The organism is Prevotella histicola (genome assembly GCF_055385135.1).
Genome location: NZ_AP043794.1, coordinates 388,537 through 403,890, shown reverse-complemented (window position 1 = coordinate 403,890; position 15,354 = coordinate 388,537). Strand labels below are relative to the sequence as shown.

The window sequence follows — 15,354 nt, the reverse complement described above, 5'->3', positions numbered from 1 at the left end:
CAAACAGGGCGTATGTGGGAGGAGATCAGGATGGATAGGACGACTAAGTGGGTTGGAGGAGATACATCAATTCAGTTGTATGTTATCGCTGATTCAGTTGGAGAAGATTAACCAATAACTTGTCAACTCATCTACCTATCAACTCGTCAACTCCACAAAACAAAGTTTGAAATGAAGAGATATTATACGCTTATCCTGGTGGCATTGCTCTTCTCTCTCTGCACTTTTGCACAGAAGGAGAAGCCACAACGGATTAATATATGGCAAGGAACGGCGGTTGGAAAGACTGTTATGATGACGCCATACTTGGCAAAAGGCAAGGGGAATGTTGCCGTTATTGTTTGTCCGGGTGGTAGTTATCTGTGGCATGACATGGGTGCTGAGGGCAAGGATGTGGGCGAATGGCTGCAACGCAATGGTATCTCGGCTTTCGTTCTGCACTATCGGACGGCAGGAGTAGGGGCTTTCATGACTCCTTATCGTTATGTCTTCCGTGGCAATCGGTACCCTGATGCACTCAATGACCTGCAACGTGCGATGCAATATGTCAAGGCACATGCTCAGGAAATGGGCATTGATGCCTCACGTGTGGCAGCAATGGGCTTCTCGGCTGGTGGTCATCTGGTGATGTCGGCAGCTGAGTTGTTACCCCGAGAGCAGCGCCCGTGGTTCGTTGTTCCCGTCTATCCCGTCGTCACAATGGTTGAACCTTGTGTCCATAAGCGTTCCCGTCGTGCTCTGTTGGGCGACAGTCGGTTGCGCAATAAGCAGTTGCGCGATTCACTATCCTTGGAGCGTCATGTGCCGAAGGACTGTCCGCCGGTGTTCTTAGTCAACTGTAAAGACGACCCCATCGTGCACTATCACAATTCAGAACTGCTCGATTCGGCACTCACCCGACAGCATGTGCCCCATCGTTACATACAATATAAGACAGGAGGACACGGCTTTGGAGCTTCCAACCATAAGGGAACGGCAGAGTGCCGACAGTGGAAAGAGGCGTTCATGATGTGGTTTCGCAGACTGGAGAAGCGTCGTTGACAGTGTCATCTGCCGTAATACAAGAAATTACAAAGCCTTTGTAATAAGATTACAGACGCCTTGTAATAGTATTACAGACGCCTTGTAGAAGTATTACAAGCCGCTTGTAATTTTCCGAAAAGGCAGAGAACGCATTGCAAAAGACGTGACAAGGACAGTTACAAGGGCGCAGAACAGCTTGTTTCAGAGTATGGAACACATAAGAGAGACAACCTTTTAAAGAACAATTAAAGATATATACAGCAATGGAGAAGACACAGTTTGATGACATCCGACCGTACAATGCAGAGGAGATTCCGGCTGCTATGGTGCGCATAGCCAATAGTTCTTCCTTCCCACTCCTTGCCTCTTACGTCTATCCGGACGAGCCTTTGGAGGCGGTTCGCAAGCGTATAGCAGACTACAAGACCGTGCGTGACTTCCAAACGGAGACGATGCGCATGGTCAATGAGCGGGTCATAGAGCACAGTATTAAGAAGTTTACCTGTTCGGGGCTTGACAAACTGAGTCGAGAGACGCACTATCTCTTCGTATCTAACCATCGTGACATCATGTTAGACTCCAGTTTGCTGCAGTATTACTTCGTTACGCAGGACTTTGAAACAACTGAAATAACCTTCGGAGCCAACCTGATGATTAATCAATTGGTGATAGATATCGGTAAATGTAACAAGATGTTCAAGGTGGAACGGCCTGGAAACAACATCAAAGACTTCTATCGTAGCTCCCGACATCTGTCTGATTACATTCGTTATGTCATCACTGAGAAAGGCGAATCGGCATGGATTGCTCAGCGAAACGGTAGGACGAAGGATGGTAACGACGTCACTGACCAGGGTATTATCAAGATGTTCTGCATGTCATGTGCCGAAGATAAGATCAAAGCCATTGATGATTTGCACATCGTTCCCATTGCTGTGTCTTACGAGTGGGAGCCTTGTGACGTGCTTAAGACGCTCGAACTCTATGAATCACAGTTCTCTAAATACACCAAAAAGCCTGGGGAAGACCTCAACAGCATCCTCACAGGCATCGTACAAGAGAAGGGACGCGTGCACTTTGAACTATGTGAACCCCTCTCTTATGCCGAACTTTCAAAGTTTGATGGACTGACAAATAACGATTATCACAAGCAGGTGGCACGCCTGATAGACCGTCGTATCCGTGCTGCTTATAGGCTTTATCCAAACAATTACATAGCCTATGACCTGCGATACGGTACAACAAAGTACAAACACTGCTACACCGTGGCAGAGAAAGAAGCGTTCCTAAAACGTCTGCAGACGCTGGAACAGTATGACACCTGCGACGTTGACAAGCTCAAAGACATATTCCTGGGGATTTATTCGAACCCGGTAAACAATAAATAAGGATGACAGAAACAATACTGAAGCTATATGATTATCTGCGACAACACCGCCTTGTGGGGTTGGTTTCGTTCGTCGTTGTTACGCTGTTGCTGACTGTTTCAGTGCTACGGTTGGGCTATAAGGAGGATATTGCCGACTTTCTACCCGTGGATAGCAACCATCATAATGCGCTGAAGGTGTATCAGGACATATCAGGAGCAAATAAAATCTTTGCCGTTTTCCAGTATCGGGACACGACAAAGAGGGATGCTGACGCCATGGTAACGGCTGTTGACGCCTTTGTTGATGAGGTTCAACGGGCTGATACGGCGCATATCGTGCAGAACATGACGTCACAAGTGGACTTGGAGAAGATGACTTCCGTGACGAACTTCGTCTATCAGAACATCCCATACTTCCTTACTGAGCATGATTATGCCCGTATGGACAGTGCTCTTCGTAGTCCCGGATACGTTGAAAAGCAGCTTCAGCAAGACAAGCAGATGCTGATGTTCCCTGCTGGTGACATCCTTTCGGACAACATACAGCGTGACCCACTGAACCTCTTTACGCCTGTTGTGCAGAAACTTCAGCGTTCGGACACGGGTTTGAAGTATGAACTTTATGACGGACACATCTTCTCTCCTGATATGCAACGTGCCATTGTGATGATTGATTCACCCTATGGTGCAAGCGAAACGGAGAACAATACGCAGCTGATTAACATGCTGCAAGGATGTGGAAAACGGGCACTATCACATGCAAAGAACCTTGATGTACATATTATTGGCGGTCCGGTGATAGCCGTTGGGAATGCTTCCCAGATAAAATCGGACAGTATCCTCTCGGTAATCATTGCCGTAACGCTTATCATGGCACTGTTGCTTTTCACGTTACGTAGCGTTCGGAACATCTCACTCATCGTCCTTTCCATTGCCTGGGGATGGCTCTTCGCCATGGGAGGGTTGGCTTTGTTCCATGACAGTGTGTCTATAATCGTCATCGGAATCAGCTCTGTTATACTCGGTATAGCCGTCAATTATCCGCTACACTTCATTGCTCACCTCAGTCACACACCTGATAAGAAGCGCGCATTGCGTGAGATTGTCATGCCGTTGTTGGTGGGTAACGTCACAACCGTTGGTGCTTTCCTTGCCCTTGTGCCGTTACAGTCGGTGGCATTAAGGGACTTAGGGCTCTTCAGCTCCTTCCTTTTGGTGGGTACAATCGTCTTTGTTCTGGTTTATCTGCCGCATATCACGAAGGAAACAAAGGAGGTTAAGCACACCTTCCTCGACCGTTTGAGTGATGTCTCATTGGAGAATAAGCCCGTATTTGTGGCTATTGTCGTCGTTTTGACGCTGATCTTCGGTTATTTCAGCTTCCAAACACGGTTTGATGCGAACATGTCTAACATCAATTACATGACCGATGAGCAGAAAGAAGACATGGCTTACTTCCAGAAAATGATGACAGTGAACGGTGGATATCAGAAGGTTTATACCGTAACAAGTGACTCTACGATGGACGGAGCATTGGAGAAGAGCCAGCGTTTGCAGCCTTCTTTGGACCGATTGGTACGTGAAAAGGTGGTGCATGACTACTCTTCCTGTAGTCAGTTTGTCGTGTCGAAGGCTGAACAGAAGCGCCGTTTGGGACTGTGGGAGCGCTTTATTGAACGCCACAAGAGCGAACTGACGACGGCACTTCGGGCTGCCATGCAGGCGGAAGGCTTTGCTCCTGACAGCTTCAATGACTACTATTCACTGCTCAACAAACGTTATCAGCCACAGCAACCAGCATATTTTGCTCCGCTGACAACGACCCTTTTCGCTGGAAACATCAGTGTTGACAAGGCGGAAGGACGGTATAACATCGTCAATGTGCTCTCTGTTAAGGACAAAGATATGCCACAAGTGAAGGCGAAACTGGCTGATAAGGACTGTTTTAGCTTTGATATTACGAGCATGAACAGTGCCATTGCCAATCATCTTTCCAGTGATTTCAATTACATTGGCTTTGCTTGTGGACTGATAGTGTTCCTCTTCTTGTGGCTTTCCTTTGGTAATCTGGAGCTGGCTTTACTCTCTTTCGTGCCTATGGCAGTGAGCTGGTTGTGGATATTAGGTATCATGTCACTGTGTGGAATGCAGTTTAATATTGTCAATATCATCCTTGCCACGTTCATATTTGGGCAGGGTGACGACTATACTATCTTCATGACTGAAGGATCAATGTACGAGTATGCGTATCGAAGAAAGATGCTTGCATCGTATAAACACTCGATAATTATCTCGGCATTGATAATGTTTATCGGTATCGGAACGCTTATCATAGCACGTCATCCAGCACTCCATTCACTGGCAGAGGTGACCATTGCGGGTATGTTCTCCGTTGTTTTGATGGCTTATATCTTCCCTCCACTGATCTTCAACATCCTTGTTAAGACACGAGGAGCATACAGACGCCGACCCCTAAGACTAAAGAATCTTGTTGTGATGGGCTATTGTGCTGTCGTATTCTTTAGTCAGTTGATAACGGTTTACGTGTTGGGATTCATCCTCTTTGGGCTTTTGCCGCAGTCGGAGAAGCGCCGACTATGGTTCAGAAGATACCAACAGCGATTGTTCTTGTTCGACTTACGCCACATCCCAGGCGTCAGATTCCGTGTTGAAGGGATAACAAAAGAGACCTTCGGTACGGCTTCCATCATCGTTTGTAACCATCAGTCCATGCTCGATTCGGCTGTCTTCATGGCGTTAAGTCCGAAGACTATCCTCGTCTCTAACAGTAAAGTGAGTCGTAATAGGGTCATCCGAAAGATCTATCAGTGGAACGGTTTCATTACGTTAGACGATAAAAACGCCATCAATGATGCACTTATCAAGGACTACATAGTCCACGGTTACAATCTGGTGGTGTTCCCTGAGGGTAAACGTAACGACCGTTCAACCATCAGTAGGTTCCATAAAGGGGCGTTCCTGTTGGCTGAACGTTATGGACTTGACATCCAACCGCTCATCATTCATGGGCTTAACGTGGTTCTACCACGCAATAGTTCCCAGGTTTTCACGGGCTCTATCACGGTGAAAGGCTATGAACGGGTGCGCCAGGATGGGCATACCACTTATTCAGAGATGACCTCCCGTGTGCATGCTTTCTATAAAAAGGAGTATGAAAGACTGGCACGTGAGATTGAAACGGCAGCTTATTTCGCTCCACTTGTTGAGGATCGGTATTGCTATAAGGGTGTGGAAATCTATCGTTCGGTGCATAAGAACATCAAACGGAACGACTGTTTCACACGTTGGATAGACACATCCGAGAGCCTTTCTGCCGTCTTGATAAAGAACAACGACCATGGTGAGTTTGCACTTCTCTATGCTTTGGTGCATCCATCAACGCTGGTCACGGTGCTGGAAGAGGATGAAAGCAAGCGTGCTCTGCTCACTTATTGTGCCAAGGGGATAGCCGATAACCTTCAGGTTACGGACCATGTGGACATGAAAGAGGCAGAGAAAGCAGGGATAAAGATTATAAGTTTATGATAAAACACAGGTGATATGAAACAGATTTTATGTACATTCATCCTTTCATTTGCCGCCCTTGTGACGTCAGCACAGACGGTTTCAAACAAACGTATGCCGTTTGTGGACGGTGACAGGACGGTTACTTTCCGTTACGTTAACAAGCAAGTGAAGCACGTAACGATAGAAGGTTCGTTCCCAAAGCCTATGTCTATGGTGGGAAAAGACGGTGCATGGGTTTATAGGACAGCACCTCTCCCGTCGGAGATGTACACCTATCGTTTTGCAATAGGTGGTAAGAAGATGGTTACAGACCCCCTGAATTCGAACGTGGTATGCGACATTGACGACTCGTTGAGTTACTTTGTTGTGGGTGGATATCCTGGTTCTTACTACATGGATAACAATGTTCCGCATGGTACGGTACAGCAGTTGTGGTATCATTCGGAGTTTGATAAGAACATGAAACAGCGCCGTTTGTCGGTGTATCTGCCTGCTGAATACAAGCAGAATCCACAGAAACGTTATCCGGTTCTGTATCTTCTGCATGGTACAGGAGGTGATGAACTGGCGTGGTTGGGCATGGGCAGACTGGCACAAATCATGGATAACATGATTGCTCAACGCAAGACTGTGCCGATGATTGTCGTCATGCCGAACGGAATAGCCGAACAGGACGCGGCTCCAGGGCACAGTCCTTACATGAAAACAAAGGCTCTGCACGTGAATGTCTCCTCATGGTTGGGACGTACAGAACGGGCTTTCCCAGTGGAGGTGATGCCCTTTATTGAGCATCAGTTCCGTACTTTGAACGACAAAAAGCACCGAGCAATAGCCGGACTGTCGATGGGTGGACTGCACACGATAGCCATTACGGCGAACAATCCCGACCTTTTCGATTACGTTGGGCTCTTCTCTCCGCAGTCAGTGAGCTTCCTTACCAACGGAAACATCAAGTCGTTGGACAGATTCACACGTGGATTGGATAAGTTTATGGCTAATATGCCGTCGCAATGGCAGCAGAGATACGACGAGAAAAGGCCTCTTCTGACGGATGTTGACATGTATAAGAACCTCGACAAGAAGCTGCAACGGGAGTTCCAGAACCCTCCAGCACTCTATTATATAGCCATTGGTAAGAGTGATCCGTTGAAGCCTTTTGTTGATAAATACCGTTCCAGACTGTCACGAATGGGCTGTATCTATATGTATAATGAGACCTCTGGCGGTCATACATGGGAGAACTGGCGCCGTTATCTGCTGAATTTTCTCCCTCGTTTGTTCAAGAATAAGTAAGTAAAAGATATGAAAGAAGAGATTCGTAAGAGATTAGAAGAGGTGTTGCCAATCGTAGATTTCGATTCAGATTTCCTGTTTCAGGAGCTTGATTCGCTTGGAATCACAACGATTCTGATGACACTTTCTGACATGTATGGTATTGAATTGGACCGTAAAGATGTGACACCAAAGAACTTCAAGTCGCTTGATAGTCTGGTGGAACTCGTAAAAACAAAACTCGGTAAGGATGCAGATTGAGGATAAACTGCGGCAGAACGCTGAGCAACAACCCCATAAGACGGCACTTATCTGTGGTGATGAGGCTTATACCTATGGGCAACTGTGGCAGGCAGTGATGGCGAAAGTGGATGCTATGGGGGATATGAAGGGGCGATTGATGCCCCTCGTTGCTACGTCAACAGCCGACTTTCTCATTGCATATTTTGCCGTTCACGTGGCTGGAGCAGTGGCTGTTCCGCTGCATAAGGACCTTCCGAAGGGTAAGCTGGACGAATATTCAGCACGTCTTTCACGGGGTTCTGCACCTGAAGGGGTGGCTGATATCCTCTTTACTACGGGTACTACGGGCAATGCCAAGGCGGTGATGATCAGTCATCAGACGATATGGGCGAACGCCGAGAACCTTGTTTTCTCACAGGGATTCAGCTCTGATGTGACGTTTATCATCAATGGTCCGCTGAATCATATCGGTAGTTTGTCGAAGGTTTACCCAACGATTTACGTCGGAGGAACCATCCATATCATCGACGGAATGAAGGATATCAAAGCATTCTTCGATGTTATAGACCGTACGGAGGGGAAGATTGCAACGTTCCTTGTCCCTGCTGCCATCCGAATGCTCATCACTCTGTGGGCTAAGGAGCTACAGAAGGTTGCCCAGAAGGTGGACTTCATTGAGACGGGAGCAGCACCAATGGCTGCCTCGGATATGCGGAAATTCTGTGAGTTGCTACCTATGAGTAGACTGTTCAACACCTATGCCTCGACGGAAACGGGTATTATCTCTACGTATAACTTCAACGATGGCGAGTGTCTTGCTGGTTGTGTGGGACGGGCTATGCGCCATTCTCAGTTCTTCATTACGTCCGATGGGCACGTTGCCTGCAAGGGATTGACGCTGATGACTGGCTATTGGGAGGACGAAGAGGCTACGCGGCGTGTGCTGCAAAACGGTGTTGTGACGACAGCCGACTTGGGTTTCATTGATGATGAAGGGCGTTTGCGCCTCCAGGGTAGGGGCGATGACACCATCAATGTGGGCGGATACAAGGTCGCACCGTCTGAAGTGGAGGATGTGGCGTTGGCTTTCCACGGTGTGAAAGACTGTATCTGCATTCCAGCTGAGCACCCAGTGATGGGTATAGTGGTGAAGTTGATAGTCGTACCACATGCTGATTACGATAAGAAACAGTTGATTCTGTTCCTTAAAGAGAAACTTGAAGCCTATAAAGTGCCACTTCTCTATGAAGAGTCCACGGTTATCCGCCGTACCTTTAATGGGAAGATAGACCGTAAGTCGTATGTCACTGCATCGAAAAAGGTGTAAGAACAGTTGCCCGTCAGTCCTCCTTTCTATCATAAGATGATAAGGAATGTTTAGTTCAGAAATAACTTTACAGTTTTTTGAGGGCTATGATGGCATGACAAACGAAAACAGATAAAAAGCGTCTTTGTAACCTATAGATAATCAAACAGTTACAAATGGCATAGTAATTAATTATAAAATTGTATCTAATTGAAAATAAAGAAGTTACCTTGTTGGTATAACTAAACAGGTAACGATTTGGAAACGAGCGAGCTACTTCAAGTTGCTGTTTTCTACCTAACAAAGAACGCTTGTTATTCTATCTGCAAAGATAATACTTTGTTACCGAATAACAAGCGTTCTTGATGAAAAACACACATAATTTTACCAGCTTGAATGAAACAAGTGGTTGGACTTATAGTTTCTACTTACAAATCTAAAACTTTTCGCCTTGTAATGCTATCCAGTTTGAACATTCTGAGGAAATAGTCCTTTTTAGATTTGCATTAAGCATCTTACATACGTTCTTTATTATATTATGGACATCCTCCTTGGTGGTATTTCTCTTTAGTAATGTGGTATTCGGCAAATAACACCTCGTACCATTATTACCTATGATTATATCCTTAAAACCATACTCTTCAATTAATGTATTCCTAACTTCGGTATGTCTGCTATCTATATCGTAGGTTAACAGCACATTGTATGTTCTTTCCATATTGTTTGTATTAATAGTTAATAAATTCTTATTGTCAACTAGCAAATAATGTGCCAACAATGAAAGTATTGCTATTCAAATTTTCTACAGCCTTCGTCCTTTCTTTTTCCTATTGGCTTGGTATCTGAGCTTACGTTGCCATGCGGTCTCGGCATAGTCCTCGCCATGTGTCATTGGCGTAATCATTCCACCTACTCCCTCCACCAATTCATCGGCTGCGCTGATAGCTGTATCTGCCACCGCTCTTATAGCCTGTGCGATTTGTGGAGTATCCTCCGTTGCTCGTGGGCTGTATGAAAGTCTTGGGGGTACGAGTTGATAGCCAGCATCCTTAGTATCTGTATGCTCTGACGATTTGCGTATTACTTGGGCAGATACATTCGTCTCGGCTTTCTGACTTGCCTCGAAATTCTTTTGCAAGGAATGGTAGCCAAACTCCCTGCCCACTTCCGATGCCTTGAAAGATTGTCCGCCAAATGAGAACTTCAAACCATAGACCTTGCCCTGCTTGTTCTTCATGCGCTCAATGGTGATGCTGTTCTTGTTCAACTCGTAAAGGAACATGGAATGCCCCGTGATACCTGTATCTTTATACTTCTCAAGCAAGGCATAACAAATCTTCTGCACCTGCTGCTTTGTCTGTTCTCTCGTTAGATTGGCTTTTGACTTTTGGTATTTCTTCTCCGCCTTGACCTCCTTTGCGATAGTCAAGTTTTTCTCTCTGCTTATTTCCTCCGCCACTTTTGCTGCCTTGTTGCTCACAAAGGTGGTATCATAGACCTCTCCGTACAGACTGATGCGGTTGGCAATGATATGGATATGCCTGTTGTCGGTGTCCTTGTGCGTTACCGCTACCCATTGGTGGTTGTCAAGTCCCATTCGCTTGGCAAACAGATGAGCTATTCCCATAAGCTCGGATACAGGCAGTCTTTTCTCGTCCTGCGGTGCGATGCCTATTTCGATGCGGAGAAACTTGTTCCTGCAACGGTTGTTATAGTCGCTGACCACTTTCATTTCCTCGTAGATAGTCTTTGGCTCCCTGCTGCAAAGGTTGTGGAAGGCAAGCCGACTGCCGAGTTTGCCTTCCCTAAATATATAGTCCAAAGCCGTGCTACCATGCGCTATCGCCTTGCATTTACCTATCATCTCTCTTCATATTTAAGACCTTATATATCTCATCATCCACACGAAAATGAGGGTCGTAAAACCGCTTAAATGCCTCTTTGGCACATAGTGAAAGGTTCTTTGTGATATGTACCCACCTTTCATCCTTGACCTTGATGAGATTGGAAATCTGCCCATAGAACCTTCCTGTATGCTGGAGAATGGTAATGGCTTCCCTTTCATTGTCGGTCATCTTAGGAACGGCTGCCACTTCTCCGTTAAGGAGTATTTCCCGACAATAATCGGAGAACTTACGCCCCGCACTTTCCGCCTTTGACTTGATACGTTGCTTTTCCTCTAAGGTGCATCTTACCTTGATGAACTCTGTCTTATTCATCTTCTGCTCTTCCTTATTCTGTTGCTGCCATTTGGCAATCTTTTTATTATATCTGTTCATATAAGTTTCTTTGAAAGTTAATCATTATAGATGATTCATTGTCTCTTAATTCTTGAATACTAACCGATGAGAACGGAGTGATTACGGTCTTATCTCCCCGACAATCTAACGAGGGGAGCTGGGTGCAGTTTGTGGGTACAAACTGACGTCTTGCAATGCTACCGAACAAACCATTTACGCTTAAAACGTTTTATAGCTTAAAAACGAATGCCGTGCATTCTATGACTAACTGCATTCGTGGCATTCTCACAGAGAACTAAACCGAAGAAGAAAAGGTAGACCTATTTTGAAGAAAGGGTAGACCTTTTTCCAGAAAACCGTCTACCTTTTCTTACGGCTTACAGTCTTCTCCATTTCTCTATGTCCTCACCATATTCCTCCAGATGCTGACGAACGATGTTCTCAACGAAGCTTGAAAGGTTGCTGCCCCTGTCGCCTAATCTACGCACAATGAAGTCGGCACGCTCCTGTGTTTCCCTACTCAGATAGACTGCCTTACGGTTGTTTAACTTGGTCGGCACAAGATAGGCTTGCTTGTAGGCTTCAAGTGTTTTCTTTCTCATCTTGGCACTGATGCGTTTCTGAATGGTTACGTTCTCAGCATTCCGTGCAGGCTCGGAGTGCATGGTATTCTCTGTATCCTGCTTGTTTGTTGGGCTTTCTCTTTCAGGGACCGCAGTCGCTTCTTGTGAAGTAGATTCGTTCTCTGTTTCATCTTCCACACCCAAGAACCATGAAAGGTCTTTGTCGCTCATCATAGTTTCCATTTCCATTTCTATTTCATTTTAAGTTTGACTTGTTTTGATTTCTTGTTTTGTCCTGTAATTGATATGTGTGTCTGTTTCTGCGCTTTCCGTTTCTGCTGCTCACGGACACGGCTGACATGATATTCGTTGAGATCCTTGAAGTCTTTGTAATGTATGTTCATATCCTCAACATGGAAGCCTGCCTTTATGAAATCTTGAACAGTCCTCCGTCCTGCTTCGTCATTGTCAAGGAAGGCACGGATATGGGTGAGGTGTCGGTCATTCAAATAACGGATAGTCCTTGCCACGTTGCTCACGGAGTTCATCACAAAGCAGTGGTTGGTAATCTCTTCTTTCATCGAAAGGAAGGATAGGAAGTCCATGAAGCCTTCAAAGATACATACTGGCTCCGCTCTATCCGTGAATATCGGAGTAATGTCCTTCGGAGCTATCGTTCCCTTGAACGTCTTGTCGTCCCGAAGCTCATAGCCGCCAGAGAGATTGGCAAAGCCAATGGCTTGGTAGTGCCTACCCCTTACCTCATAGCTGATACATTTGAGGAAAGGCATAGCCTTTTCCAAGTTGATGCAACGCACCTTTGTAAGGTACTCCTGAAAATGTGGTGGTAGGGTGTCTGATATTTCTATCAGTCTCCTTGCTCCATTTACAGCCATTACAGGTTGGGAATTATTTGACACGAAGTCATTAAGAGAACTATATGTGCTATTATCGGGAGCGTTCTGCCCCAAACGACGGATGGCTTCCGATAGCGTGCATCCCTCCATACGCATACAGAGGTCGATTATGCTTCCGCCCCTGCCTTCGCCATAATCTATCCAAAGGTTCTTCTCAGTGTCCACCTTAAAACTCGGATGCGTTTCCTCCCTGAGCGGTGAGCGGTACAGCGCATAGGAAGGTGTCCTACGTACAGGCTTGATGCCTTTCCTTTCAAGATACTTCACGATGGGGTATCGCTTGATACGTGATAAATCTTCTTCTTTCATTGTTTTAATACTTTAATGGGTTGAATGATAATTATTTATGTTTATCTGTTTTTGGGGTTTTACCTTTTCCAAAGTTTTCCCCCTCCAAACTTTTTCATCTTTCTTCTTACTACATACTATTTTGTGATAAGTGATTGATAATCAGTATTACTTTGTAGTATAAGACAATACTACACATTCTACTACATTTGGCTACTACAAGTTTGAAGGAGCGGGCATGGCAAGATTTTCCTAATCTTGTAGACATAGATGGGGCTACTACCGTTTCTTCGTTTGCTCACCTTTATGTATCCTGCTTTCTTCAAGGCTTCGCCCATACGCTTGGCAACAAGTGGTTGGTGAGTATAAACGCCCAAATAAGTGAGTATCTCCGTAGTGGTCATTAACGAATAACTTTCATCCTCCGTTGGCTTTTCAAAACAACGCAACAAAAGCTCCATCTCTGCAGTCTGTACTTGAAAGTCCTCACTCTCTCTGTATAGTTCGGCAATCTCATCATCATCAAACCAATAGCGAAAACCTGACTTTAACAGGGCTTTGGCTTCAGCATAGACATTGTCCATTGAAATACGCTTGGCTTTCTCTATGTCTATGGAAAGAACTTCAAAGGGCAGGAAGCGTCTGCTTCCTGTAGGGTCTGTAAGAAAATCATTGCCGTTCACCGATGCAACGAAACTTGCCAAGTGGGGATGTTCCTCCACATACTTGTCGTAGGGCATACGGTATTTGACCATCGGGCAGGTAATGAGGTTCTTCAGCTCATTCTCATCACGTTTATTTAGAGCTTTGAGTTGGTCGTCGATGTTTACTATGAGGTTCTGTCCTATATAGGTGAGTGTGTCTTTCTCCTGCGGATATATTTTTCCTGTGTAACTGTAACCGTGCAGTGCTGGGGGACAGAGCAAATCCAAGAATGTAGTTTTGAACTTGCCCTGCTCACCTGTCAACACAAGGCAGGTATGATTACGGCACTCACGGTCGTCCATCGCATTGGCGACCACCGCCACAAGCCATTTGGTAAGATACGGCAACCATTTGTTAGAATTACGGACAACAACGCAGCTTGCCAAATCGGGAATCGCTTTCAATGAAAAGGGAGAACTACTGCTTACATCCACCAATGGCAATCCCTTGAAATACTCCTGTATGGGATTGATACGTGGAGAGAAGCTGCTCTCGATAATTGAATAGAGGTTGTCGGAAGATGTGATAATCCCCACATCGTTGTCAAGTTCCCTGCGGAGCGTGTTGATTTCATAGCGCCCCACCTTTGTGAAATCGCTGCTATTCATTCTGCGGTATTCGGTTCGTCCCAATACCGTGTTGTATCTGAACTCATAGCGAGAGGAGAGATAGGCTTCTATCTCCGAGTTCTTGGAAAACTTCCTTCTTGTATGAAATTCGCTGTTTCCGCCCTCAGATTTGCCTTTATCTGCATTCTTCTTCATTATATGATTGGTTTGGTTTCAAAGAGTGAAGTTATGAAGAGAACAGGAAAGTGCCAAGCATTCGGAGAGTGCTTGCATAATGTTGCGCACATTGGCAATGAATTTCTCACGGATTTCAGGTAGGAAACTGTCGGAAAGCATGGATTTAAGCCCCAAACAAGAGGACAAGTATAGAAATGATGCAAGAAAGGAATGTGTTTATTTGCTCCAATCCGAATAGCATTGCGTCAGATAAAACGGATATGATAAAATGGAGTATGGAGGCAAAGAAAGAGAGCGACAATCCCTTTGTCTTTTCCTTGTTTTTCCCTGTATTTCCTTGCTGCTCTCTCGTGCTTTGAAGTATGGCAAACACATCATACTTTTGCAGACAGAAACGTGCATTAAGGCGCAATACAAAAAGGAATTACAAACAAAACAACAATAAAATTATGGGATATTTTATCATTACGGATTCAAACTGGGCAAAGCTGAGGAACGAGATACTCAGCCTTGCCGAGACATGCCACAAGGCATTCGGGGAACAAAGCAGGCATACCGATTGGCTGCACAACGGGGATGTGTGCAGGCTGCTCAACATCAGCAAGCGTACCTTACAGCACTATCGTGATACGGGTGTCTTGCCCTTTGCCCAAATCGGGCATAAGTGCTACTACAAGCGTGAGGATGTAGAATGGCTGTTACAGACAAAATCGGAGAAATCAAAAACAGACAAATAAAAGAACGAGAAATAAGACAAGAGAACGATGGAACAGGTAAGGGACTTAAACATGGAGGCTGACGATATGCAGGTGGTGCTGTCCGCTATCAGCAGTGTAAGTAGAAGGATAAAGGAAGTAGCACAGACCCACAAACCGCTGTTTGGTGGAGAACATTTCCTCACAGGTAAAGAAGTATGCGAGAGGCTGTATATCAGTCCTCGCACCTTGCAGGACTATCGGGATAGGGGAATTATCCCCTATACTCAGTTTGCAGGGAAGATACTCTATAAGGAGTCGGATTTGGAAAGGTTGTTGGAGGATAACTATAAGGAGTAGCAAACATGTTCTCTTCTGAATATGTTATAAAATCTAAAATAATCAACAATGTGATTGATTATTACACTTTTGTGTAATGTATATATGCTTTATTACATC

Annotated in this window: 14 protein-coding genes; 8 read left to right on the top strand and 6 right to left on the bottom strand. The window is 45.3% G+C overall.

Annotation, left to right across the window (positions count from 1 at the left end):
• Positions 1 to 171: 171 nt before the first annotated feature.
• From ACZ48L_RS10445 to ACZ48L_RS10420, 6 genes are all read left to right on the top strand, one after another.
• Positions 172 to 1,041, top strand: a complete 870-nt coding sequence (locus ACZ48L_RS10445; RefSeq protein ID WP_025792151.1) for an alpha/beta hydrolase — start codon at positions 172 to 174, stop codon at positions 1,039 to 1,041.
• Between the two features lie 245 nt (positions 1,042 to 1,286).
• Complete coding sequence (locus ACZ48L_RS10440; protein WP_025792153.1) at positions 1,287 to 2,411, top strand: lysophospholipid acyltransferase family protein; 1,125 nt, start codon at positions 1,287 to 1,289, stop codon at positions 2,409 to 2,411.
• 2 nt (positions 2,412 to 2,413) lie between these two features.
• A complete protein-coding gene (locus tag ACZ48L_RS10435; RefSeq protein ID WP_025792154.1) occupies positions 2,414 to 5,938 on the top strand; it encodes a 1-acyl-sn-glycerol-3-phosphate acyltransferase in 3,525 nt (1,174 codons plus the stop codon).
• A gap of 15 nt (positions 5,939 to 5,953) precedes the next feature.
• Positions 5,954 to 7,213, top strand: a complete 1,260-nt coding sequence (locus ACZ48L_RS10430) for an alpha/beta hydrolase-fold protein (protein ID WP_025792156.1) — start codon at positions 5,954 to 5,956, stop codon at positions 7,211 to 7,213.
• 9 nt (positions 7,214 to 7,222) lie between these two features.
• On the top strand, positions 7,223 to 7,453 hold the full coding sequence (locus ACZ48L_RS10425; RefSeq protein WP_008823870.1) for a phosphopantetheine-binding protein: 231 nt from the start codon (positions 7,223 to 7,225) through the stop codon (positions 7,451 to 7,453).
• On the top strand, positions 7,443 to 8,762 hold the full coding sequence (locus tag ACZ48L_RS10420) for a class I adenylate-forming enzyme family protein (RefSeq protein ID WP_464722078.1): 1,320 nt from the start codon (positions 7,443 to 7,445) through the stop codon (positions 8,760 to 8,762). The genes ACZ48L_RS10425 and ACZ48L_RS10420 overlap by 11 nt, the downstream gene beginning before the upstream one ends.
• Before the next feature lie 415 nt (positions 8,763 to 9,177).
• Here the strand turns inward: ACZ48L_RS10420 and ACZ48L_RS10415 are convergent, their stop codons facing one another.
• From ACZ48L_RS10415 to ACZ48L_RS10390, 6 genes are all read right to left on the bottom strand, one after another.
• A complete protein-coding gene (locus ACZ48L_RS10415) occupies positions 9,178 to 9,459 on the bottom strand; it encodes a hypothetical protein (protein WP_023926014.1) in 282 nt (93 codons plus the stop codon).
• An 84-nt stretch (positions 9,460 to 9,543) separates the two neighbouring features.
• Positions 9,544 to 10,605 carry a relaxase/mobilization nuclease domain-containing protein gene (locus ACZ48L_RS10410; protein WP_025792160.1) on the bottom strand — a complete coding sequence of 354 codons (1,062 nt, stop codon included), beginning with the start codon at positions 10,603 to 10,605 and terminating at the stop codon, positions 9,544 to 9,546.
• A complete protein-coding gene (locus ACZ48L_RS10405; protein WP_025792162.1) occupies positions 10,595 to 11,020 on the bottom strand; it encodes a plasmid mobilization protein in 426 nt (141 codons plus the stop codon). Before ACZ48L_RS10405 ends, ACZ48L_RS10410 begins: the two co-directional genes overlap by 11 nt.
• 338 nt (positions 11,021 to 11,358) lie before the next feature.
• On the bottom strand, positions 11,359 to 11,793 hold the full coding sequence (locus ACZ48L_RS10400) for a DUF3408 domain-containing protein (protein WP_025792163.1): 435 nt from the start codon (positions 11,791 to 11,793) through the stop codon (positions 11,359 to 11,361).
• A gap of 2 nt (positions 11,794 to 11,795) precedes the next feature.
• On the bottom strand, positions 11,796 to 12,770 hold the full coding sequence (locus tag ACZ48L_RS10395) for a toprim domain-containing protein (RefSeq protein ID WP_025792165.1): 975 nt from the start codon (positions 12,768 to 12,770) through the stop codon (positions 11,796 to 11,798).
• 182 nt (positions 12,771 to 12,952) lie between these two features.
• Complete coding sequence (locus ACZ48L_RS10390; RefSeq protein ID WP_025792167.1) at positions 12,953 to 14,218, bottom strand: virulence-associated E family protein; 1,266 nt, start codon at positions 14,216 to 14,218, stop codon at positions 12,953 to 12,955.
• Positions 14,219 to 14,649: 431 nt separating this feature from the next.
• Between ACZ48L_RS10390 and ACZ48L_RS10385 the strand changes: the two genes are divergently transcribed.
• Positions 14,650 to 14,937: a helix-turn-helix domain-containing protein gene (locus ACZ48L_RS10385; RefSeq protein WP_007574553.1), complete on the top strand. Its 288-nt coding sequence runs from the start codon at positions 14,650 to 14,652 to the stop codon at positions 14,935 to 14,937.
• Positions 14,938 to 14,964: 27 nt separating this feature from the next.
• On the top strand, positions 14,965 to 15,255 hold the full coding sequence (locus ACZ48L_RS10380) for a helix-turn-helix domain-containing protein (protein WP_009434701.1): 291 nt from the start codon (positions 14,965 to 14,967) through the stop codon (positions 15,253 to 15,255).
• Positions 15,256 to 15,354 lie beyond the last annotated feature (99 nt).